16 protein-coding genes and 1 pseudogene are annotated in these 21,160 nt (G+C 68.6%); 6 read left to right on the top strand and 11 right to left on the bottom strand.

What is annotated here, in order from left to right:
• Positions 1 to 23 precede the first annotated feature (23 nt).
• The 4 genes from ACGFWE_RS00085 to ACGFWE_RS00070 all read right to left on the bottom strand — a co-directional run bounded on the left by ACGFWE_RS00085 (position 24) and on the right by ACGFWE_RS00070 (position 7,037).
• Positions 24 to 2,186, bottom strand: coding sequence for a SpoIIE family protein phosphatase (locus ACGFWE_RS00085; protein WP_393596701.1), 2,163 nt, complete (start codon positions 2,184 to 2,186; stop codon positions 24 to 26).
• A gap of 1,477 nt (positions 2,187 to 3,663) precedes the next feature.
• Positions 3,664 to 4,686: an LLM class flavin-dependent oxidoreductase gene (locus ACGFWE_RS00080; RefSeq protein ID WP_393596699.1), complete on the bottom strand. Its 1,023-nt coding sequence runs from the start codon at positions 4,684 to 4,686 to the stop codon at positions 3,664 to 3,666.
• Between the two features lie 786 nt (positions 4,687 to 5,472).
• Positions 5,473 to 6,006 carry a YcxB family protein gene (locus tag ACGFWE_RS00075; protein ID WP_393596697.1) on the bottom strand — a complete coding sequence of 178 codons (534 nt, stop codon included), beginning with the start codon at positions 6,004 to 6,006 and terminating at the stop codon, positions 5,473 to 5,475.
• Positions 6,007 to 6,590: 584 nt separating this feature from the next.
• The gene (locus tag ACGFWE_RS00070) at positions 6,591 to 7,037 is read right to left on the bottom strand and encodes a peptidase inhibitor family I36 protein (protein ID WP_393596695.1); all 447 of its coding nucleotides are present in this window, start codon (positions 7,035 to 7,037) and stop codon (positions 6,591 to 6,593) included.
• A gap of 729 nt (positions 7,038 to 7,766) precedes the next feature.
• Between ACGFWE_RS00070 and ACGFWE_RS00065 the strand changes: the two genes are divergently transcribed.
• Entirely contained in the window at positions 7,767 to 9,317 is a 1,551-nt protein-coding gene (locus tag ACGFWE_RS00065) for an MFS transporter (RefSeq protein ID WP_393596693.1), read from the top strand.
• A gap of 1,436 nt (positions 9,318 to 10,753) precedes the next feature.
• Here the strand turns inward: ACGFWE_RS00065 and ACGFWE_RS00060 are convergent.
• Positions 10,754 to 12,502, bottom strand: coding sequence for a S8 family serine peptidase (locus ACGFWE_RS00060; RefSeq protein ID WP_393598865.1), 1,749 nt, complete (start codon positions 12,500 to 12,502; stop codon positions 10,754 to 10,756).
• 354 nt (positions 12,503 to 12,856) lie between these two features.
• On the opposite strand from ACGFWE_RS00060, the gene ACGFWE_RS00055 reads away from it, so the two are divergent.
• Entirely contained in the window at positions 12,857 to 13,171 is a 315-nt protein-coding gene (locus tag ACGFWE_RS00055) for a hypothetical protein (protein ID WP_393596691.1), read from the top strand.
• Between the two features lie 127 nt (positions 13,172 to 13,298).
• On the opposite strand, the gene ACGFWE_RS00050 is transcribed toward ACGFWE_RS00055, so the two are convergent.
• From ACGFWE_RS00050 to ACGFWE_RS00040, 3 genes are all read right to left on the bottom strand, one after another.
• Positions 13,299 to 13,457 carry a DUF6207 family protein gene (locus tag ACGFWE_RS00050; protein WP_393596689.1) on the bottom strand — a complete coding sequence of 53 codons (159 nt, stop codon included), beginning with the start codon at positions 13,455 to 13,457 and terminating at the stop codon, positions 13,299 to 13,301.
• Positions 13,458 to 13,975: 518 nt separating this feature from the next.
• Entirely contained in the window at positions 13,976 to 14,893 is a 918-nt protein-coding gene (locus ACGFWE_RS00045; RefSeq protein ID WP_393596687.1) for a DUF6891 domain-containing protein, read from the bottom strand.
• Between the two features lie 683 nt (positions 14,894 to 15,576).
• Complete coding sequence (locus tag ACGFWE_RS00040; protein WP_393596685.1) at positions 15,577 to 16,086, bottom strand: hypothetical protein; 510 nt, start codon at positions 16,084 to 16,086, stop codon at positions 15,577 to 15,579.
• A gap of 99 nt (positions 16,087 to 16,185) precedes the next feature.
• Between ACGFWE_RS00040 and ACGFWE_RS00035 the strand changes: the two genes are divergently transcribed.
• On the top strand, positions 16,186 to 16,356 hold the full coding sequence (locus tag ACGFWE_RS00035) for a hypothetical protein (RefSeq protein WP_393596683.1): 171 nt from the start codon (positions 16,186 to 16,188) through the stop codon (positions 16,354 to 16,356).
• A 220-nt stretch (positions 16,357 to 16,576) separates the two neighbouring features.
• On the opposite strand, the gene ACGFWE_RS00030 is transcribed toward ACGFWE_RS00035, so the two are convergent.
• Positions 16,577 to 16,702: a hypothetical protein gene (locus tag ACGFWE_RS00030; RefSeq protein ID WP_393596681.1), complete on the bottom strand. Its 126-nt coding sequence runs from the start codon at positions 16,700 to 16,702 to the stop codon at positions 16,577 to 16,579.
• Positions 16,703 to 16,798: 96 nt separating this feature from the next.
• Between ACGFWE_RS00030 and ACGFWE_RS00025 the strand changes: the two genes are divergently transcribed.
• On the top strand, positions 16,799 to 17,194 hold the full coding sequence (locus ACGFWE_RS00025; RefSeq protein WP_393596679.1) for a hypothetical protein: 396 nt from the start codon (positions 16,799 to 16,801) through the stop codon (positions 17,192 to 17,194).
• Between the two features lie 447 nt (positions 17,195 to 17,641).
• On the opposite strand, the gene ACGFWE_RS00020 is transcribed toward ACGFWE_RS00025, so the two are convergent.
• On the bottom strand, positions 17,642 to 18,409 hold the full coding sequence (locus ACGFWE_RS00020) for a transposase (protein WP_393596677.1): 768 nt from the start codon (positions 18,407 to 18,409) through the stop codon (positions 17,642 to 17,644).
• Between the two features lie 182 nt (positions 18,410 to 18,591).
• On the opposite strand from ACGFWE_RS00020, the gene ACGFWE_RS00015 reads away from it, so the two are divergent.
• Positions 18,592 to 19,152 (top strand): nitroreductase family protein, encoded by a 561-nt coding sequence (locus ACGFWE_RS00015; RefSeq protein ID WP_393598863.1) that lies wholly within the window; start codon positions 18,592 to 18,594, stop codon positions 19,150 to 19,152.
• 55 nt (positions 19,153 to 19,207) lie between these two features.
• The gene (locus tag ACGFWE_RS00010; protein ID WP_393596675.1) at positions 19,208 to 19,900 is read left to right on the top strand and encodes a maleylpyruvate isomerase family mycothiol-dependent enzyme; all 693 of its coding nucleotides are present in this window, start codon (positions 19,208 to 19,210) and stop codon (positions 19,898 to 19,900) included.
• Between the two features lie 62 nt (positions 19,901 to 19,962).
• Here the strand turns inward: ACGFWE_RS00010 and ACGFWE_RS00005 are convergent.
• Positions 19,963 to 20,956: pseudogene (locus ACGFWE_RS00005) on the bottom strand (IS5 family transposase).
• Between the last annotated feature and the right edge of the window lie 204 nt (positions 20,957 to 21,160).

Here is a 21,160-nt window from a genome sequence, read left to right as displayed (position 1 = left end):
ATCACCGCCCGGCCGACACCCCGTCACCGCTCGACCCAAGCCCACACCACCTTCCCGGTGTCGGTCCACCGCACCCCCCACCGGGTGGTGAGCCCATGCACTACGTGCAGGCCACGGCCGGCGTCGTCGAGGAGACCGCCCGGGCCCAGTCGCGGCCTGCCGTTGCCGGTGTCGCCCACCTCGCACAGCAGCCCGTGACCGGTCCTGATCAGCCGGACGGTGATGGGTCCGGCGGCGAAGCGGACCGCGTTGGCGACCAGTTCGTCGACCACCAGCAGCACGCTGTCCCTGGTGTGCTCTCTGGCGCTCCACTGCCCCAGCAGCTCGGAGACCAGTGTGCGGGCCCGGGCGGCCGCGTCGCCGCGGGCGGACAGACGCCACGTCGCGGTGTCCTCCTTGCGGTAACCGATCATGCGGGCGATCAGCAGAGTCACGTCGTCGCGCCGACGCGTGGGCGCCACCGCCGAGACCACGCGCCGCGCCGCCTGGTCCAGGGCGTCCCACGGGTGCACCGAGGATACGGCGTCCGTCAGCCTGTCGATGCCCTCGTCGATCGACAGGGCGGGATCCTCCACCAGGCCGTCGGTGTAGAGAGCGAGCAGCGAGCCCGGGGGCGCACAGAACGCGTGCACGTCGTAGGGCTCCCGCAGCGCGAACTCGGCGCCGAGTCCGGGGTGGGGGCGTATCGCGACCGGACCGGCGGGGCCGTCCGGAGGTACCAGGACCGGGGGGAGGTGGCCGGCGCTGGCCACCGCCACGTGGTGGCTGACCGGGTCGTACACGGCGATGCAGCAGGTCGAGCCGAGGGCGCTGTATCCGGCCGCCAGCCCGGAATCCGCGTCGTCCAGCAGCGACACCGTCTCGTCCAGGTGCTCCAGCACCTCGTCGGGCGCCAGCCCCGCCGACAGCAGCGCGCGGGCCTCCATGCTCAGCTGTCCCATGGTCGCCGCGGCGCCCAGCCCGTGCCCGACGACGTCTCCGACCACCAGAGCGGTACGGCCGTCCGGCAGTGGAAAGCTGTTCACCCAGTCGCCGCCGACACCCGCACTGTCGGGGGTGGCGGGCTGGTAGACGCTGGCCGTCTGGATGGTGTCGCCGCCGGACCGTGGCAGCAGTCGGCGCTGCAAGGCCAGTACCTGTGTGTGCTCGCGCTGGTGCTGACGGGCCAGGTCCACGTGGTGGGAGGTCCTGGCCACCAGTTCCTGCAGGTCGATGAGCTCGTTGTCCGAGAAGGGGCGGTCCGCCCGCCGCCAGACTTCCGCGACACCCAGGACGACTGGCGGCGTGCCGTCCAGGACCAGCGGTATGCACACCACGGCCGCCGCCTGGTCGCCGGGCACCAGGGCACGCACCAGCCGAGGACTGTCGAGCACCCGTTCGATCGCTTTTCGGTCGGGTATGACGATGGCCTGCGCGGCATCGTCACGCCGTATGGCCTGCGACAGCAGTCGACTCGCATCGCCGGGAAGATCGTCGCCCGGGGTCACGTAGCCGTCGGGCCACGCCCGGTCCGGCACCAGGGCCGCCCGCCGCAGCCGGAGGCGCCCCTGCGGCTGCTCGGTGACCGCCTCACCCGTCCACACGGTGAAGTCGAGGTCGATGGCGGTGACGTCACCCCAGGCCAGCAGGGACTTCGCCAGCGACTGCGCGGTCTCGCCGATGTCCAAGGAGGTGCCGATCGCGGTCTCGGCGGCGTACAGGTGCAGTCTCCTGGCCATGGCGATCAGGGAGACGGTCAGGCCCTCCTGAGGCGCCGCGGCGGACAGGATGCTCATCGAGACCACCAGCTCCGACCCGTCGCTGCGTCGCAGGCGCTGGACCCGGGCGACGTGCGGCTCACCGGTCCCGAGGACCTGCCGCAGGCGCCGGGTGACCGTCGGTACGTCCGAAGGAGGCAGGAGATCGACGAAAGGGCTCCCGGCCACGGCCCCCACCCCCGCGAAGACCGGGGCGTCCAGATTGCAGCGGGTGATTCTCAGATCCCGGTCCAGATTGACCGCGCCGAGGATTTGCTCCTGACCGGCGGGGGTCGGGTTGTCGGATACGTCTCGGCGGGCGGCGTTGTCCCCCTGTGGGTCGGCGGAACCGGCGGCCGCTGCCGCTCCGTCGACTGGCATGTACTGCCCCAAAGCGCTGCTGACCATGTCGAACGGTGACGCAGACGAGGGGGGTGGGGTGGAGTCCATGCGACTCTCTCAGCTCGCTCGCCGACCCCGGCACCACGTCGGAGCCGTACCAGAACCCGGGCGACAGAGTCCCGGGATTCTTGACCGCAAACCTCATTCAATAACACTCGGGGCCGCTACGCCCACACCAGCGGGCCGCAGGACCTACTTGGCGGAACGGACCCGCCGAGAGGTCGATGCTGACGTGCTGCGCGATCGCCGACTGGCGGCGGTCGGATCCGTCTGAGAGGCACTGCGTCCGCTGGGGGTGGGCCTGCACGAGGCCGAGCGAGTGGTGCACGCGCGGTATGAGGCCCTTGGCGATCGAGTGCAGCGCACACCGCCGGATCCGATCGACCTCCCCTCACTCGCAGCCCGCGCCGCGGCTCTCCCGGGCCGTGCGACGGCTGTGGAGGCGCTGTGGGACGGCGATACGGTGCACGACTGGTTCGTGCTCCTGGTAGCGATCTTGGACGGCCCGCACGGGGAGGGACACCTGGGCACTATCTACCACCGCCCGGACGGCGTTCCCGCGGCCGATGCCGCCGCCAAGGCCGGCCGGGCGCTGGCCAGCCACCTTGGTGTGCCGTTCCATTTTGCGTCTCCGGACATCCCTGATGACGGCGCCCCGCGCTGGCGGGCGGTACAGCGGTTGGGGGAAGGGCCGTGCCATGGGAGCCATGGGTAGAGCGAGGCGACCCCGAGGAAGGGGGGGTTGATTGTCCACGTACTCGCCCGATCGGTATCGCTCGCTGTACGAGATCGTGCATCCGTGCCCCGAGCTGGTCCCCTCTCACCGCAGATGCCCTCCCACAGCGTCCTCGTACGCGATGCCCTGCATGTGTCTGAACGCGAAGTGCTGCACGGCCATGCCCCCTGTTGCTGTGTGCGCCCGTGGAAGCTCAGTCGTGCATACAGGGGAGATCGGTGGAGGTAGCGCCAGTTCAGGGCAATGTTGCGCAGTGCCTCGCTGACCACGGCCTGGAGATCGTCGGCGGCCACACGTTCGGCAGGAAGGGTATGCGTTGCCCCGACCGAGGTTTCCGGTGTCGTTGCGGAGACCGATGACGTCCGTGTTGAGCAAGGAGTCCAGCTGCAGGCGCTGCTCGCCGGTGGCGATGTGCAGTTCGACGGGCGGCGTCGGCATGAAGGCGGTGCCTCCTCCGTGAGTGCCGTGTTTTTAGTGACGCCGTCGGAAAGCCGGAAGCAGCACGCCTCCGCGAGAGCGTCACCAACGTCGAGCCCTCATACAGCTGCCCCAGAACGCCTAGCGGCAACATCTCGGCGCCGGTCGCGAGGAGACCTTGGGGAAGCCAACGGCCTCGCCTGCGCCCACGACGACTTCCGGAAGTATGAGCGCGCCGGCGCCCACCATGAGAACCTTCTCCGACGCCGCCGCCGACGCCGTATTCCTCGTGGTGGGTTCCGGCGGAGTCGACGCATCAGGGATGTGGGGGCGGCGGGCTCACCTCTTCCCGTGCATGACCTCCCGCCGTGCTCAGCGCCAGCCCAGGGCCGGAGCGACGTGGGTCAGGATGCTCTCGATCACGTGGGCGTTGTAGGCGACTCCGAGCTGGTTCGGGACGGTGAGGAGGAGCGTGTCGGCGGCGGCGACCGCTTCGTCCTCGGCGAGCTGCTTGACCAGCACGTCGGGCTCGGCGGCGTAGGAACGGCCGAAGATCGCGCGAGTGTTGGCGTCGATGTAGCCGATCTGGTCCTTGGAGTTGCCCTCACGACCGAAGTAGGCGCGGTCACGGTCGTCGACCAGCGCGAAGATGCTGCGGCTGACCGACACCCGCGGCTCGCGGGGGTGCCCGGCCTCGCGCCAGGCCTCACGATAGGCCTCGATCTGCTTGTACTGCTGGACGTGCAGCGGTTCGCCGCTCTCGTCGTCCTTGAGAGTCGAGCTCTGCAGGTTCATCCCGACCGTGGCCGCCCACGCAGCGGTGGCGTTCGAGCCGGATCCCCACCAGATACGGTCCCTGAGGCCTTCGGAGTGCGGCTCGATGCGCAGCAGTCCCGGGGGGTTGGAGAACATCGGATTGGGGTTGGGCTGTGCAAATCCCTCGCCCGTAAGCACGTCGAGGAGCCGCTCGGTGTGGGCGCGTGCCATGTCGGCGTCGGTGGCCCCTTCGGCGGGCAGATGCCCGAAGTGGCGCCAGCCGTCGATGACCTGCTCCGGGGATCCCCGGCTCAGGCCGAGCTGCAGTCGGCCTCCGGAAATCAGATCCGCGGCTCCAGCGTCCTCGGCCATGTACAGCGGGTTCTCGTAGCGCATGTCGATCACGCCGGTGCCGATCTCGATCCTGCTGGTACGTGCGCCGATGGCGGCGAGCAGGGGGAACGGCGAGGCGTACTGCCGCGCGAAGTGATGGACACGGAAGTACGCGCCGTCGGCGCCCAGCTCCTCCGCGGCGACCGCGAGATCGATCGCCTGGAGAAGGGAATCCGCCGCTGAGCGGGTCTGCGAGTGCGGCGATGGCGTCCAGTGTCCGAAAGACAGGAACCCGATCTTTTTCATACCGCTTTCAACAATCAAGGTCGGCGTTCATTCCCGCAGAGTCGGCGGTCATCTGCTGTTCGTGAACCGGCACACGGTCGCTCGACAAGGTGAAGTAGGCAGACAACGCTGTCAGGCAGTCGACAGGGCAATGGGGAAGTCTCGGGAGGGGGCGGATCCACCAGTTCGTTACGGCGCACCGATCAGCACGGCCGCAGGGTTGGTGCCGGCGCCGAAACGCTGGGCGCATCTCGCTGGCGACTGGTCCGGGCGAGCCGGGGGAGCGGGCGGGCAGGCAGCGGCCGACCTTGGATCGACATGTCCCGGCCACCTGAATGAGCAATGTCCTGGAGCCTGAACTGCGCATTGTTCAGTTCGGAGTGCCTTTGCTCGACGGCCAGGTGAATCTTCGTGCTCAGCCTGCCTCGGGAGCGTCCGAACCCGTGGGCAGCCGGCTCGACGGCAATGCCGCCGGGCGGCTCCTTCTGAAGGTCCCTATTTCGACGCCCCGGCGGCATGCTGATGGGCCCGGCAGACGGGGGAGTCGACGTTCAACTCCCAGGTGATCAGCGCCCTTGGCGCCGCCCTGAGCCTGGAGCTGGGTGGCGCCCCTGGCCCGGGTGCCGTCGTGCTGCCATCGTCTGAACAGTCGTAGACCCGGTCCCACGGGCCGTACTGCTCGGGAACATCCCGCCGGGGGCACGCCGCGGCAACAGCGGCTCCGCGTGGGCCCGCCGGCCTTCGTCAGATCACCATGCCCCACAGAGCATGATCATCCATGCCCAAGATCCACATTCGTAACAGCCCTTAGGCCCGTGTCACGTTGCGGTCGAGGATCTCGCGGAGGCGGTCGGCGTCGACGGGGTCGGTGAGGCCCCGCTTGGGTAGGACGGTGAGGCAGGTGGCGTTCTGGTCGCCGCTGAGCAGGACGAAGACGTCCCGGCCCTCTCGGTAGCGTGGCTGCGCCGCCCAGTTGAGCGTCGCGGTGCTGTGGTCCGTGACGACCGTCAGTCCCTCGTCGGTCACCGTCGCCCGGTACTGCCCGTTGCGCTCGGCCGCGCGCAGCAGCTGGCGGCCCTGCCGTCTGGGCATCAGGAAGATCAGGGCGGCGGAGACGAGCGCCCAGACCGGCAGGAACACCGGTATCTCCCCCCGGGCCAGCTGGGCGGCGGCGCCCAGGCCCGCGCAGACGAGCGCGGTACCGATGAGCCACTTCTGTCTGCGTGCCGACCGGCTGGCCTGTCTGCGCTCGCGCAGCCCGGCAACGAAGTCCTCCAACGTCGGCCGGTACGCCAGCTCGACCACGCCCTGTTCGGCGTCCCGCCCCATGTTCATGACCATGGGGCGGGATCGTACAACGATGCGACACTGGGGCTGTCCGGCAGACCAGCCGCAGGAAAACGACGGCACCCTGTAGATGCGGGTGAGCGGGGTCTGGTGCGTCGAGCTGCGAGGCGAAGGAGGCTTCGACGCGGAGCGTCGGCAACCGACGACAACGGTTGGTGAGGATTCTTGGAAATGGCCCTGTCCGCAGTTCCGTGAATTCCGTCGCCGTGGCGGGCCCGGCCGTTGTGCTCTGTGCCGAGGCCTGTGACCTGGGGATTCACGGAACTGCGGACAGAGCCGAATGCACAGACCCCATCACGCATGGCGAGCTGGGCGGTCGACGGTCTGGACGAGACGCCCCTCGCTGGCCGAGCGCGTCCGCAGGCACCGGGCCCGCGGCGATGTGACCCAGATCTCGGGCAGCGACAACAGGTCTGACATACCCCGAGTACTGCGCGGGACTGCCGGGTGACGAAGGTGCAGCGTTCGAGGTCGGCGTTGGACAGGCCGGGCTGTTTGCCGAGGAGTTCCCCGCCACGAGGCGAACCACACGTATCGGCGGGTCCCGGCACTCCGGGGCCCGCCGACCGGTCATCCGGCTATGAGCAGGAAGCGCGCCAGCGGCGGGAGCGGATTTTGGTGTTGAAGTCTGATCCGAAGCCACCGTTCTGCGCCCAGCAGTAGTGGTCGCCGGTGTAGTTGGCGCCGGTGTAGAGAACGACCCAGTTGTACGAGGAGGACGTGCCGCGGTTGTAGATCGACTTGACTACCTGGTCGTCGGCCCACGAACACCGGACATCACCGCTGTGCCAGTCCGGGTCGGCGTTGCTCCATGAACATCGGCTGCCCGTGCCGTTGATGCCGCTGTAGACGCACACGCTGCCGCTGTTGCACTCCCACGCCTGTGCCGTGGCATTCGCGGAACTCGGTGCGATCAGGCCCAGGGCGGCCGTGGCGAGGGTGAGCGCCGCGGCGACGAGGCCCCGGCGGTCCCGACGGAGGGTGCGGCTGGTCTTCGGGTCGTGCTCCTGCTCGTACGGGAACATGTCCAGAGCTCGGCTGTTCTGCGGAGCCGGGCTGATGTCACGGTTTTGGGCTGGGCCAGGGCGTCGCCGGGGCGTACGACTCGGACCGGACAGGGGGCCGTCATCGGATGCGGATCCGCCGGCGCAGGCTCATGGCGGGTGCGAGATAGCCTGTGACCTCACTGGAGCCTCAGTACTTGGGGACAGCTCCCGTGCGGGTTGCTGCTGGGCGGCTGTGGCGGGCAGCTGAAGACAAGCCGTATACCGACCGGGTGCCATCCGCTCCCCGGCGAAAGCCTGCCGCCACTTGCCCGCAGTCTCGGCCTGAACACCAATGGCCCGGACAGCAGCTGCATGTGACATACCGTCAGTGCATGCCACGCACGCCACGCATGCCACGCACGCCTGGATAGTGCGGGCCTTCTGCGCCGAGTGCCGGTGCGGCAAGAGGTCCTGCCGGTCCCGCAGGCACCACCCACCGTCCAACCTCGTCGGACGCAGCGAGCGTTTCGAGTTGCGGCTTTGCTGTGATGTGCTGAAGTTTGCTGATCGCCTGACAAGTCGCGCTGTGCCCCGTTGGTGCGGGCAGGGCGCGGCCGGGCGGCAGGCCCCTTCTCCGCCGTACTCTCTGCTGCTGCGGTCTCGCCCAGGTGGAGGCAGACTGGAAGGGTGAGTGACACACGCTTCGAGGGTGCTGGCATCACGCCCGCGCCTCGCTCGGTGCATCAGCAGACACTGGCTCTCGCGGCCATGATGTTTGCGGTTGCGATGACTTTCATCGATCAGACCATCGTCTCGATCGCCGCCCCGGACATCGTTCGGCAGTTGGACCTCTCAGCGTCTGGCATGCAGTGGGTGATCAACGCATATCTCCTGGCACTGGCCGCCTTCTTCGCCGTCGGCGGCCGCCTCGCCGACCTGTACGGTCCGCGCCGGATCGTGGTCATCGGCGTGCTGGTGTTCGTCGTGTCCTCGGTGATGTGCGGCTGTGTCCCCAAGGGGGAGGCCGCGCAGGGCTGGCTCATCGGCTTCCGTGTTGTCCAAGGGGCCGGGGCGGCGCTGCTGTTCCCCGCCGCGCTCGCGGTGGTCGTGGCGGTATTCCCGGCCGAGCGGCGCGGCCGTGCCCTCGCGCTGTTCTTCGGGCTGTCCGGCGCACTGACTGCCGTCGGACCGCTGCTGGGCGGCTGGCTGACGGCGGCATGGACGTGGCGTGCGGTGTTCTGGGTCAACGTCCCCGTGGCCGTGGTGGCGCTGGTACTTACCGCGATGGCGCACATCGCCGACCGCAGACGTGCGGGCACCCCGGACATCGTGGGAGCCGCTCTCATGGCAGCCGGCATGGGACTGAGTGTTCTCGGGTTCCAGCAGGCCTACTCCTGGGGCTGGGACAGCCCGGCCACCTGGCTTTGCGTCGTGGGCGGCCTGGCGATTTTCGCTGTCTTCGTCCGCTACGAGCGAGGCGTCCGACATCCTCTGATCGACCTGCGCGTCTTTCGGGACCGGGGCTTCACCGTTGATGCGGCGGTGCTGTTCTTCGCCATGCTCGCGTTCGTTCCACTGTTCTTCTTCGCGTCCGTGTACGCCCAGGTCTCGCTCAGCGCCTCGCCCAACCAGGCAGCACTGTTCCTGCTGTACGTCTTCGCGGGCTTCGCCATCGCCTCGCAGTGGGGCGGGCAAATCCTCGATCAGCGGGGCGCTCGCCCGGCGCTGAAGGCGGGCGCCGTCGTGGGCTGCGTCGGATTCGCCCTGTGGGCGGGCAAGCTGACCGACCTGTCCATGCACGACCAGTGGCCGTACGCGGCTCTGGCCGGAGCGGGCATCGGCTTCATTCTGGCTCCCGCCTCCACGGACGCCGTCAACCGTGCGATCGGGCCGTCCTACGGCGAGGTCACCGGCGTCACACAGACGGTGCGGAACTACGCCGCGAGCGTGGGCATGGCCGTCTTCGGCACCATGCTCACTCATGCCACGCGTGCGAATGTGACGGACACCCTGCAGGCGCGGGGCCTGTCGGCCGAACAGGCCCGGGACACCGCTCACCGAGTCAGCAGCTCCATCACGGGCAGCGGCGACGCCAACCCGCCTTCGGGCACCGGCGCGACGGCCGACCAGATGCACGACATCGTCAGCGCGGTGCGCTTGGACTTCGCGGAGGCGAACCAGTGGGTCTTCTACGGTATGGCCGTCGCCCTGGGGATTGCGTTCTTGTGCGCGCTGCGGCACCCGGGCCGGACCGAGACCGCGGCCGGGGCCTCATCCGTCGAGGCGCCGCATCGGCAGGCCGCCACGAAGACTGACTGATCGTCACCGGGCGCCCGTGTCAGGCGAAATTTGCAAGAGCTGCCGCCGTCCCAAGGAGCGGCCGACTGCGTGCGAGTCGGCGGCCTCTGGTGAGGCCCGCGGGAGATCCGTTCCAGATCGGCAGCCAGGGAGGCCAGCCACTCGACGACGGCGTAGTGCCGGCGGGGCGCGCCCGCCGGCACTGCGTCGAACTCGGGGTGCACGGGATCGATCGGCGGTACAGGCGTGAGCGGGTTGCCCCGCCGGGATCCAGGGCCGCGGAGACCAGCAGTATCCGCCCGGCCATGCGTTCGCCGAGCGCCTCCACCATCCGCGCTGTCGCCGCGGGCAGCACGGTGACCGGCGGAGCCGGGAGCCGTTCGGAGTCCGACAGGGTGTGGTGGCCGGCAATGAGCGTCGCCTGCCAGTCCACCGACGCCGGGTAACGGCGCCCTGCGCCCGTCAAGATCTTGGGCCCGCTCTGAGCCGGTAGACCGTGGCGACAGAGAAGTTGCACGCCTTCGCCAGTTCCGGACCCACGCGTCGGCCTCGTACTGCGCCCGCAGCCAGAGCGCGAGCTTCGTCCGCTTTGCCTTCGACGGCGCGGAGCGGATCGCGCGCGTCTGCCGCGTGGTCCGTACTTCTCCACCGGCCTCGATCAGAAGGCGTCGTGTGGCGGGTTTCGACTTGCCCGCTCTGCGGGCCAGTTCGTCGAGGGTCGCGCCCTTCGTCTCGTAGAGGACACGCAGCCGGGCCGCCAGACGGGAGCGGGCTTGCGGATCCTCGCGGAGCCTGCGGGTCTGCCACGACGTCCGCATGAGCGTTCCGGCACCGTGCAGCCGGTTCAGCAGCGTGCCGTAACTGATGGCTACGGCGCTGCGGGGCGCGGACCGGCGGGCCGACGCACTCGATGCTCTGCGGCGCAACCGGCGGGTCCTCCACGACGAGCTCCGCCTGTAGCCCAGACCCGCGCTGGTCGACCTAGAGCGGGCAATCCTCGGACGACGGGGCGACCACCGGACGGATCCGGCCGCCCGTCCCGAGCGGCTGGAACGGCAGGCCATGCCGCCGGGGTTGGCCCCCACGAGCAGACCACTCACCGGCGGCGCCGCTTCGGGCACGGGCGGCCGACGCGGTCCCGCGCCCGATGCTCCGGCGGTGCACGAGGTCGGCACCGGCCCGGCGGGCGCGTCCGTAAAGCTTCTCGACGATCATGGGGCGGCCTCCTACGCTGGTGCGGACGAGCTGTTCGTCGGCCGGGACGGCGAATTGACGACTGGGCCGGAGACGGTCATGCGGTGTGGTGGGCCCGGCGGCGGTGTATGCCGCCGGGCCCGTGCACTTTGCCGCCCGGCAGTTGGCAGCCCTGGCCGAACAGGCCGTAGCCCGTCTTGTGCGCGGTCGTGTGTGCGGGGGCGTGGGTGATGTGGGTGTGCGCGGGTGTTGCCGGTCCTGCGCTAGAAGGTCAGGTTCCAGGCGTCGATCTTGCCGGTGTCGGAGGCGGCGTTGTCGTTGACGCGCAGTCTCCAGGTGCCGTTCGCGACCTTTGAGGAGGCGTTCACGGTGTAGGTCTGGGCGATGTTGTCGGCGCTGCCGCCGGTGTGGTTGTGCAGCGGGTAGACGGTGCCGTCCGGCGCCACCAGGTCGACCTTCAGGTCACCGATGTAGGTGTGCTTGATGTCCACGCCCACCTTGAGGGTGGCCGGGGCATTGCCGGTCACGCCGGTGACGGCGATCGGGCTCTCCACGGTCGCGTTGTCGTTGATGGCGGAGTCGGCGAGGTTCTCGAAGTACTTGCCGGGCGGCGGGGTGGTTCCGACGGCCTTGAGGGCGTCGACCTGTCCTTCGCCGAAGAACGAGTTGTTGGCCGTCGTGCCCGTGCAGCGGCTGTCCGAGGGACAGGCGATGTCGTTGGCCTGCTCGGCCAGCTTGGCGCGGAGCTGCGCCGGCGTGATGCCCGGATTGGCGCTGGTGATGAGTGCCGCCACGCCGACCACGTGCGGAGTGGCCATCGAGGTGCCGCTCTTGCTGCCGTAGCCGCCGCCGGGGACGGTGGAATACACGTTGCTGCCCGGCGCCGCGACGTCGACGACGCCCTGACCGTAGTTGGAGAAAGAGGCCTTGGTGACGCCGGTGCCGTTGGCCGCGACCGTGACCACGCCCGGCAGCTCGGTCGGGATGTCGAGGCAGGCATTGGTGATGGTGCGGGTGACCGGCGTCGAGTCGTTCGGGCTCGCGGAGTCGGTCGTCTTGTGGGCGAGGTCGTAGTTCTCGTTGCCCGCGGCGGCGATCTGGAGGGAGCCCTTGCTCTCGGCGTACTCCTGGGCGCGCTTGACGCCCTCGATGATGGCGGCCTGGTCGACGTTGTCCGGGCAGTTGAACTGCCACGGGTCCGTGTAGTAGCTGTTGTTGGTGACCTTGAAGCCGTGGTCACCGGCCCAGACGAACCCGCAGATGGTGTTCTCGGCGAAGAAGAAGGAGTTGCCCGGCTCGGCGACCCGGACCGCGGCGATCTTCACTCCGGGTGCCACGCCGACGACGCCCTTGCCGTTCTTGGCTGCGGCGATGGTGCCCGCTACGTGAGTGCCGTGCGTGTCGACGTCCCGCCAGGCGCCGGCACGGGTGTCGGGCTTGCCGTAGGCGCAGGAGACCGAGTCGGCCGCGTCGAAGTTGGGCGCCAGGTCCTGGTGCTGGTCGTCCACACCGGTGTCCAGGATGCCGACCTTGACGGAGGCGGACCCCGGGTTCACGGCCCAGGCCTGGTCGGCCTTGATCTGGCTCATGTCGGCCCGGACCGGTTCTCCGGCCGGGGTCGAGGCCTGAGCCGGATTGGCCGGGAGCGCCGGGTTGTAGGCGTCGGCCGGGACGTCCGAGGTACGCGTGGCGCCGACCTGTTGCACGCCGGCGACGCCGCGCATGGTGGCGGCGAATGAGCTGGACGCCGAGTGGGCAACGATCACACCGATGGCGTCGAAGTTCGAGAACACGGTGCCGCCGTTGGCCGTGATGGCCGAGCGGACCGCCGAGCTGTCACCGGGGGCGGTGATCACGAGGTAGGCACGCGTCCCGGCCACCCAGGTCGCACTCTGGGAAGCCGACACGGCGGCCGGAGCATGGGCCTTGGCGGCCGGCGCGGTGGAGGGGGTGACGGGGAGCGTGCCCGCGAGGGCGCCCGGGGCGCCGAACGCGAGGGCGGCGCTGACCATGGCCGCCAGGACCAGCGTGCGTCTGGGGCGGCTGGATATGTGGGGTATCAATGCATCCTCCGGAGACGGCCCGGCCGTGCTGAGGGCGCGGGCCGGGCCGTACGAAACGAGTGGTGGATGCAAGATGTCAGGTGCATGATCCTATGCGGAAGTACCTTTCCGTGCAGGAACGTCAGACAGGCATGGCTGAAAAGAGACGTACTCCGGGCAGCGGGTATCGGGATTTACCGGGAGCGCGGCGGCGTACTGCCCTCTCGTGTGACAAAAACGCGCCGCCGGGCTTGCGGCGGGGCAGCCGTCGCGCCCGAGTCGGCTGCAGTGCCGAACACGGCGCGCGCTCGATTCCGCACGCCGGTGTCGTACGACTTGTTGTCGATCTCGTCGATCACGACATGCGGGGTCATCACAGAGGTGCCGGCTGAAGCGCTCCTGAAGCCGGCGCAGTTCGTTGGCCAACTCCATGAAATAGGTGCGGAGTTCCTGCAGCTCGGTATGCGTCAGATTGGCGTGCCGGTCCGGACTGAACTGACGGTGCATGATCGCGTCGTAGCGGTCGCCCCGAAGACGGCCTGCCACCGACCGGTCCGCGAACACCGCCAGCAGCTCAGTCCCGGCATCAAGCGTCCAGTCAGCAACGGGCCCCAGCTCCTCGACGAACACCCCGCGTGACACCTGCCGGTCTTTGCGCGCCGCGGTTCAGGCGAGTTCACGCGGATAGCGAGCGCGGTGGGGGCGGGTGTGGCACGGTGGACGCAGGCTGGCTCCGTCGCTTTCCCCCGTAGCGACGGAGCCGGCCTCACTCTGTGCTCCCGCGCGCCCGCTCCGGTGAGAAGCGTTCGTCGGATACCTGGCGCAGGTCGGCATACATCCGCAGCCGCACACCTGGCTGTCCGGCATCCAGGGTGGTGGGCTCGGCGGGCGTCGTTGCCCGGATGCGGGCGATCGCCGCAGCCAACGGCGGCGGCCGGCTCGATCCCGCTCCGAAAACCTGTACGTACTACTGCCGGCCGAGTGCAAGGCGCCCACCTCTACCACGCCCGGGAACCACACCCACGCCAGGATCCGCTGCCTCGGCGAGCGGGCCATGGCATGAACAACGGGAGTACCGCGAAGGATTCCGCGAAGCCCATTCCCGGTGGGGGGACCGCCCGCCTTCCGCATCGCGGCAGGCGGCGTCGGAGCAGTTGGGCGGACTGGCCGCGTCACAGCCGTTCTGCGATAGGCGCCGAGAGAGACCCAGGTGTTGGTCGGCCCTGAACGCAGTGATGTCGGACCCCGAGGTTCAGCACCTCAAGGAGGAGATCGAGGAGTTGAGGCCTCCTTGGCGCGGGGGCTCAGTCCCATGCTCCGGCGCTTCCAGGAGCGGTACGACCGCGCGGTCCAAGACGCCGACCTCGACGTTTTGAACCGATCGTGCGGGTGGGGGAGGACCTGCGTCCTGGACGCCGAACCGGCCCGCTCTGGAGACAATTTCTAGCCGACCAGGCGGCGGCGCCAGTCCAGGGGCGTGACGGTGATGGCCCGGTCGGGGTCGCGGTCCCACTTGACGGGAAGGCCGGCCGCTTCGAGGGCGGCCACGACCTCGTGGCCGATGGCTTCGGTGGTCTCGGACGAACCGTCGAAGCCACCGAAAAGCAGCATCAGTCCGTGGCCGGCAGCGGCGGAGTCCGTGCACTGCGTGTGAAAGTAGACGAAGCCTCGGGCGTCGGCCCCGCCCTCACCTGCGATCTCGGACTGGCCGCAGTTGCGGCAGCAGGTGAAGTTCTCGCGGGCGGTGATGCCAGCCTCCTCCAAGGCGGCGAACGCGCGGGTGAGCCGCTCAGGATCAGTCTCGCCCCGCCAGGCGGCCTGCTCCGCGACACGCTCCAGCCACAACCGGTCAGCCAGCGCCTCGGCCTGCTCTCGCGAGACGGGTCGGCGGTCCGCAGTGACCAGGTACTCCTCGGCGAGCTCCGCCAGTTCGGCACGGTCGGCGTAGCCGCCGACCAGCACCTCGCGGACGCGCTCCTCCAACTCCTCGCGCTCGTCTTCGCCCAGGTCGAGCGGCGGTACCTCACGGGTGGGGCCCATCTCCAGCAGCGACCAGGCCAGACCAGTGCTCCAACCGGACTCCTGCCGGGCCCAGCCAGTCATCGCCTCAATCACGGCCTCGGAACCATCGACCATCACCTGGAAGTGCCGGTCGGCGACACCGTCGCGGTGCTCCAGCGTGTAGTTCCCGCCGACTTCGTGCCAGACCTGGGCGAAGACGTTGGGCAGGTCGGGTATCCGTTGGACCACCAGAAACCGGTCACCATCACCGCCGATTCGCCGAACCAGCCCAGCCAACTCCTCGGCGGACACGCGAACGTGCCGCTCCCCGTTCTCCGTCTTCACCACGAGCTCGAGCATGCGCAGACTCTGACACATCCCTCTGACAGCAGACCTCCCGGGACCACGACGCAGCTCACTTCGACAGCCCAGGGCACCCGGAACCCGCACAAGGGTCCGGTCTCTCAGTTCTCTGCACCCCTGAGCGGCCCCTGGCCAAGTACTGACCGTAGTTTCCGGGACCAGGCGGCCCGGGGCACAGCCCACACAGATCTCAGATCACGGCACCGAAGCCGAGCGGTGCCACGTGGTCGAGCACGACGATGCCCTGCTTGGTCCCGTGCTTCGTGACGAAGTTCGGTCCCAATACGCCATTGATCTGGCGCAGCCTCGCGACGGGAACCCTGGCGACCGCCCGACGTCCCAGTGCGGGCCGGTACGCGCGGCGACCCTGGGAATGGCTGCCGAGCCGATCACGTAGAGCGCGAATCCGATGAGCATCCGCAGGCGCTCGTCCTCGCCGTCGGAGACTCCGTGGACTTCGGCGATCGACAGCGCGAAAAGGGATCTCAGCTGAAGAGACGAGACGACCTCGCCCGTCGACGCGACTCCCGAGCCGAGGCCGGGCGCGACCGCACACGCTCCCACCACGACGCCCCTCCCGGCGGATTGCCTGACGTACTTGCAATCCAAGTCGCGGATGATCTTTGCCGGTGCAGCCCTCGTGCGAGGCGGTGCGCGACCCCAGGATCTGTCAAGCCACCTCAGTGCGAGGAACGGCAGGTGTTGTGGTGGGCGATGTCGAGGACGAAGCGCTCGGGGTGGTGTAGCTGCTTCGTCGTGTAGGTGGGCTTGCTGTCGAATGCGGCCCCGAAGGTGACGACGCCCTCGAAGTCGCCGGTCAGTGCGAAGCCCTTGAGTTTCGGCAGGCTCAGTTTGATCAGGCGCGGGCCTTTGTAGACGTTCCTGCCCGCGTTGTTGTGGGCTGCGGCTGGGGAGAGCTTGATCTCCAGGAAGTGCTTCCCGGCCAGTGGGACCTTCTTCCCCGAGCTGTCGTAGCGGAGTTCCTTGACACGCGTGACGGTGGTCGGCGGCAGTTTGCCCTTCACATCGATGACGACCCGGTCGAAGGAGCAGTGACCGGCGATCCTGGCGTTGACGATCAGGCTCGTGGACGGTGCCGGGGGCGTGGCGGCGGCAGAGGCCGATGCCGCGGTGCCGGCCAGCAGGAGTGCGCTCGCGGTGATGGCCATGAGGCGATGGCGGGTGTACATGACACCCCCTTATGAGACGTCGGGGACTGGTGGTCACAGTATGAGACATATGTGAGGGTCATACGGTTGCACGCTTTTGTGAATGACTCTTGTACTGAAGTGCGACCGCCGACCTCGATGATCGACGGCATAGCCGCGGTCGGCACAGACCCGGCTGATCTGCGGCTGGGCGAGGCGCAGCCGCCAGAACACGTCGCGGGCAGCGTCGCGGTCCATCCCCTCCAGGACGGCGCGCACATCCTGGGGCTCCTGCGGCATCGCCACCAGTAGGAGAAAACCGCCGCTTCCCACGAAGCGGCGGTCAAACTCGCGTCATTCCTGTTCTGGAGGATGCCCGCCGGCTCCTGGGTGGGCCAGCCGCATCGCGGCGATGGCACCCGCGACGTGCGAGGGTGCGCGGCCCGGGGGGTTGCCCCTGCATGGCTCCGGCTCCCGGTGACGCGAGGTCGCGGAGCGCCCCGGCCGGCTGGTCGGGCACACCGCCGCCGTATCAGCTCGGGTCGGTGTAGCCGGGAAGGCCCAGGGGGCTGGGGATGAGGGGGAGGTTGTCGTCGGGGGCGTCGGCGAGGTAGATGCGGTTGTGCTCGCCGTCTTGGGGGCGCACGACGACTTTCATGCCGACGGCCTGCCCGGCGTGAAGGGCTTCGATGGCTTGGAGGCCGTTGTCGGCGACGACGCGCGCGTGAGCGTATCGAGGTCGGAACCGAGCTCCTTGCCCACGCCAGTCGACAGCCTGGGGGAGGACCAGGTACGCAAGGTGCTCGAGGCAGCCGAGCGGATCGTCGTGTCGCTGACCAGCTACGCGGGCTTCGACCGCGACCTGTCGGAGGAGATCCTCGCGGTCGTCCTCAAGTCCGTCGGTGCCGAGGAACAGGAGGGCTACGTACGGCAGTTGGAGGCCTTCGCTGACGCCAACCGTGAACGCCTCGGACAGCTGTACGGGAAGTACGCGCCGGGCGGGAAGTTCGCGGACGAGAGCCACTACTGCCTGAGTCATCAGCCCGCCAGCGTCGTGGTCTGTGAGCGCCTGGACACCGTCCCCATGTGGCTCGAATCCGTGTGGAACGAAGAGATCGACGCCGAGCTCACGCTGCAGCGCTTGACGTAGCACTGGCGTTTCGGGCTGGGACCCACATGAGTGACGTCAGCCGGGATCTTGGCTGCGAGGATGTTGGTGGCTGCGCGAGCAGCTCAGGGAGTCGGGCCAGGTGGGCACGGCCGGCTTCCAGGCTTCTTCCGCTCCTGACTGGCAGGCAAAGGGCTGCCTGAGCGTTCGCAGCGTGCAGGCGGATGGCCCTCGCACGGCACACGATGTTGGGAGGCGTCGGGGGCGCGGCATGTTCGATGTTCATGAGAAGCGAGGGCACCCGCGCGCGCCGACGAGCGGAGTGCCATATCGGATGGAGTCTGGCGCCCGCGAGCTACTGGGTGCTCCAGCGGTACGGGTGGTCGGGATGGGTGGGGCAGGCGAGGACGTTGAGTTTGCCGACTCGGCCCACGGTGATGTCGGTCCCGAGGCGGCTGCACCTAGAGGTTGTCCCGTATGGGGCGTGAGCTATCCGGTGAGGGCCAGGTTGTGTAGCCGGGCGATGCCGAGCATGGCCTGGTGAACGCCGTTGTCCTTGAGGCGGCAGTCCCGCAGGATCTTCCAGTTCTTCAGCCGGGACAGGGCGTGTTCGACTCGTACCCGTGCCCGGCGGTGGACGGCGTTCTCTGCTTCCTGTTGCGGACTCAGGTATCTCTGACCTCGTCGCCTGCGGTGCGGGATGAGAAGGCCGGTGCCCTGGTAGCCACCGTCGGCGATGGTCGGGGCACCGCGGCAGACCCGGTCCACACCGGACTCGGTGAACGCCCGGCAGTCGTTGCGACTGCCGGGCAGCGGCAAGCCGATCGCCACCACCAGGCGGCTGTTGGCGTCGATGACGACCTGAAGATTCGTCGAGTACCGATAGTTCTTGCTGGACGCGGCGACGGTGCGGTCCCGGGTAGGCACCAAGGTGCCGTCGACGATGTAGACGGTGTCCCTGCGCGGACGTCGGGCCGGCGAGATCGCCAGCAGCGGTGACAGGTGATCGAGGATACGGTCGGCCGCGGACTTCGAGACCCCGAACAACGGTGCCACCTGCCGCAACGTCAGGTTCGTGCGCCAGTACGTCGCCACCAGCAACACCCGGTCCTCCAGCGGCAACCGCCAGGGACGGCCCCGCTGAACGTCACCCCCACGACGCCGCACCAATGCCACCAGCCTGGCGAACTGCACCTCGCTCAACCCGGAGAACGGCTCGATCCACTTCGGATCATCAGCTGAAATCACCCCACCCATGCCCAGCCAACGCACCAACCGCCCCACCGGTTACGGGACAACCTCTAGGGCGCGTATCGAGTCGTGATCAATATGTGGGCTTTCCCTAGTTGATCGTCGTTCTGGTAGATCGTCTGGCGTGGGCGGTGTTAGCGCTTGTACCGGCCGGAATACGCACTCACGGTCGCCGGTTGCAGGGGAACGTGCACCATCCTCAGGAGCCGTACAACGGCATACACCCACTGCTTGCCAGGCGCTTCAGCCCCTACCGGTTTGACCCGTCGGCGGTGGTCGACGACCTTGCCCTCGGGCTGCTGCTGGAAGCCGCGCGGTGGGCACCGTCGGCAGGGAACTCTCAGCCGTGGGGCTTCTTCATTGGCAGGCCCGGTGAGCCGGAGCATGACCGGGTGCTCCCCTACCTTGCGCCGAGCTCGGCCCCCTGGGCGACGGATGCGGGCCTGCTCGTCGTCACTCTGACGCGCCGATACGTCGATGACACACAGCTGCTCTACTCCGAGTTTGCAGACTACGACCTCGGCCAAGCCATCGCCCACATGACTGTTCAGGCCCAGGCCATGGGACTCGCCGCGCACCAATTCCGGGCCTTCGACCTGGAAGGGCTCACCAAGGAACTGGACCCGAACCCGGGCTGGGTGATCGTCTCCATGGTCGCGGTGGGCAAGGCAGCTGATAGACCTTCAGAGGTCCGCGACCGGCGTAGCGTCGCGCACTTGCGCTCCGCTCCCTGGTCACCAGCAGAATAGGCGACGGGTCGAGTCCGGGTCGCGATGTCAGTGGGCTGGGTTAGGTTCGCTGGTCATGGACTCGGAATCTCTGCTGCAGCACCTGAGTAACGAACTCGACGCGTTCCGCGCATGCCTCGATGGTGATCTGTCTGTACCCGTCGAGCACTGCGGCGAGTGGACGCTCCGCGACTTGGCCGAGCACCTGGGCAGCTCAAATCTGTGGGCGGCGGCCGCAGTCACCGAGCAGCACGGCAAGCACGAGGCCACCTCGGCTCCGCGTGATCCCAATGAGTTTCTGCGGTGGTTTGAGGAGAGTTCAGGGACTCTACTCAAGGCCCTCGACACCGACCCGAGTGCGAGCGCCTGGACTTTCCATCCGCCGCACACGGTGGGTTTCTGGCAGCGGCGCCGTGCGCTGGAGGCGCTCATTCACCGCTGGGATGCCGAGAACTCACTGGGCAGTAGTCGACCGCTCGACCCGGGCCTGGCCGGCGAAGGTGTGGCCGAGGTCTTCGACACGATGGCACCAAGGCAGATAGCCCGGGGACGAGCCCAGCACCCGCAGCACGCCCTGCGTCTGCATGCGACGGACATCGGGAAATCCTGGGTGCACGGCCCTGGCACTGCCGTGGCCACGCTCACGGCGACGGCGGAACAGCTGGTGCTGCTCCTGTGGGGTCGGATGCGCAGCGCGGATGCCGCCTTTAGCTGGTCCGGCGATCAGGAGGCGGGGCTGCGCATCCTGGCTGGCACGTTGACGCCCTGACACTGTTCAGGAGCGTAGCCAGAGGCGGATTGTGGCGATCTAGGACCTGTATCGGATCGTCATCATGCGGTCCGGATGAGGTCCTTGATCCAGATCATGGAGGCGCGGAGGTGGAGTCCGGCTTGGCAGCTCTCGGGGGTCTTGTCGAAGCGGGTGGCGATGCCCCACCACGCCTTGAGTTGGTTGATCAGGCGCTCGACGGTGTTGCGCTCCTTGTACAGCTCGGCGTCGTGGGTGACCGGGCGGCCGCCCCGGCTGCCCTCCTTCTTCCGGTTGGCGGCCTGGTCCTTCTTCTCCGGGATGACCACTTGATGCCGCGTTTACGCAGGTGGGCGCGGTTGGCGCGGGAGGAGTAGGCCTTGTCTCCCGCCACCGCGGCAGGGCGCTTGCGCGGACGACCGACCGGGCCGCGGACCCGTACCTTGTCCAGTACGGGGATGAACTGCGGGCTGTCGGCTGCCTGCCCGGCGGTCAGGATGATCGCGAGCGGGCGGCAACGGCGGTCGGCTGCGAGGTGGACCTTGCTGGTCTGGCCGCCCCGCGAGCGCCCCAGTAGGGCGGCCTTCAGCCGGACTCGGTGTCGGCGCCGGATGCGTCTTCGCTCCTCGCGGCGAGGGTCGGCGTCCTGTCCGCTTTGTCCGTCCGGGTCACGCCCTTTTACCGGGCCTTCTCCTGCTCGGCGGCGGCCTTCTCCAGGGCGGTCAGGACCTCGTCGTCCATGTGCATTCCGGCCGCGTCGTGGTGGGCACGGGCGGTGGTGGAATCCACGCTGACCAGCGACAAGTCCACCCTGTCGCGCTTGGCGGCTTCGGCGATCAGGCACTCCAGCAGGGCTTCGAAGACACCGGCGTCGCGCCACTGCCTAAAGCGGTTGTGCACGGTCGACCAGGCGCCGAACTCGGCCGGCGTCTCCCGCCACTGCGCTCCTGAGCGAAACTTCCAGATCACGCCCTCGAACTGCTGCCGCAGCCTGGCGGGATACGGGCCGTACTCACCAACCGGCAGATATGGCTCGACGTACTCCCACTCCTCATCGCTCAGTTGCGCACGCGTCATGCGCTCCGGACTACCGGATCCGCCCCGCCGCGGAGGCGAAACCCACAGATTGATCACGACCCGATACAGGCCCTAGGTGTATGAGCTTGTTCTTTATGGTCGGCGGCTACGTTGAGGCCAGCAGCGCACGCGGGCGGTGTCACCCTCGATACGGACGATGCACTCTTTGAAGAGCGCCATGGGCCGACCTTCGTCTTCGGGCAC

It is taken from the genome of Streptomyces sp. NPDC048523 (genome assembly GCF_043199815.1).
In the GTDB taxonomy this organism is placed as follows: domain Bacteria; phylum Actinomycetota; class Actinomycetes; order Streptomycetales; family Streptomycetaceae; genus Streptomyces.
Note: the sequence above shows the minus strand (reverse complement) of the source record. Positions and strands in the feature narration are given on the sequence as shown.

Excerpts from the sequence above, each read along its gene's own strand:
- ACGFWE_RS00085 (WP_393596701.1), bottom strand. The coding sequence starts at position 2,186 with ATGGACTCCACCCCACCCCCCTCGTCTGCGTCACCGTTCGACATGGTC.
- ACGFWE_RS00080 (WP_393596699.1), bottom strand. The coding sequence starts at position 4,686 with ATGAAAAAGATCGGGTTCCTGTCTTTCGGACACTGGACGCCATCGCCG.
- ACGFWE_RS00075 (WP_393596697.1), bottom strand. The coding sequence starts at position 6,006 with ATGGTCATGAACATGGGGCGGGACGCCGAACAGGGCGTGGTCGAGCTG.
- ACGFWE_RS00070 (WP_393596695.1), bottom strand. The coding sequence starts at position 7,037 with ATGTTCCCGTACGAGCAGGAGCACGACCCGAAGACCAGCCGCACCCTC.
- ACGFWE_RS00065 (WP_393596693.1), top strand. The coding sequence starts at position 7,767 with ATGATGTTTGCGGTTGCGATGACTTTCATCGATCAGACCATCGTCTCG.
- ACGFWE_RS00060 (WP_393598865.1), bottom strand. The coding sequence starts at position 12,502 with ATGGTCAGCGCCGCCCTCGCGTTCGGCGCCCCGGGCGCCCTCGCGGGC.
- ACGFWE_RS00045 (WP_393596687.1), bottom strand. The coding sequence starts at position 14,893 with ATGCTCGAGCTCGTGGTGAAGACGGAGAACGGGGAGCGGCACGTTCGC.
- ACGFWE_RS00040 (WP_393596685.1), bottom strand. The coding sequence starts at position 16,086 with ATGTACACCCGCCATCGCCTCATGGCCATCACCGCGAGCGCACTCCTG.
- ACGFWE_RS00030 (WP_393596681.1), bottom strand. The coding sequence starts at position 16,702 with ATGAAAGTCGTCGTGCGCCCCCAAGACGGCGAGCACAACCGCATCTAC.
- ACGFWE_RS00020 (WP_393596677.1), bottom strand. The coding sequence starts at position 18,409 with ATGGGTGGGGTGATTTCAGCTGATGATCCGAAGTGGATCGAGCCGTTC.
- ACGFWE_RS00010 (WP_393596675.1), top strand. The coding sequence starts at position 19,208 with ATGGACTCGGAATCTCTGCTGCAGCACCTGAGTAACGAACTCGACGCG.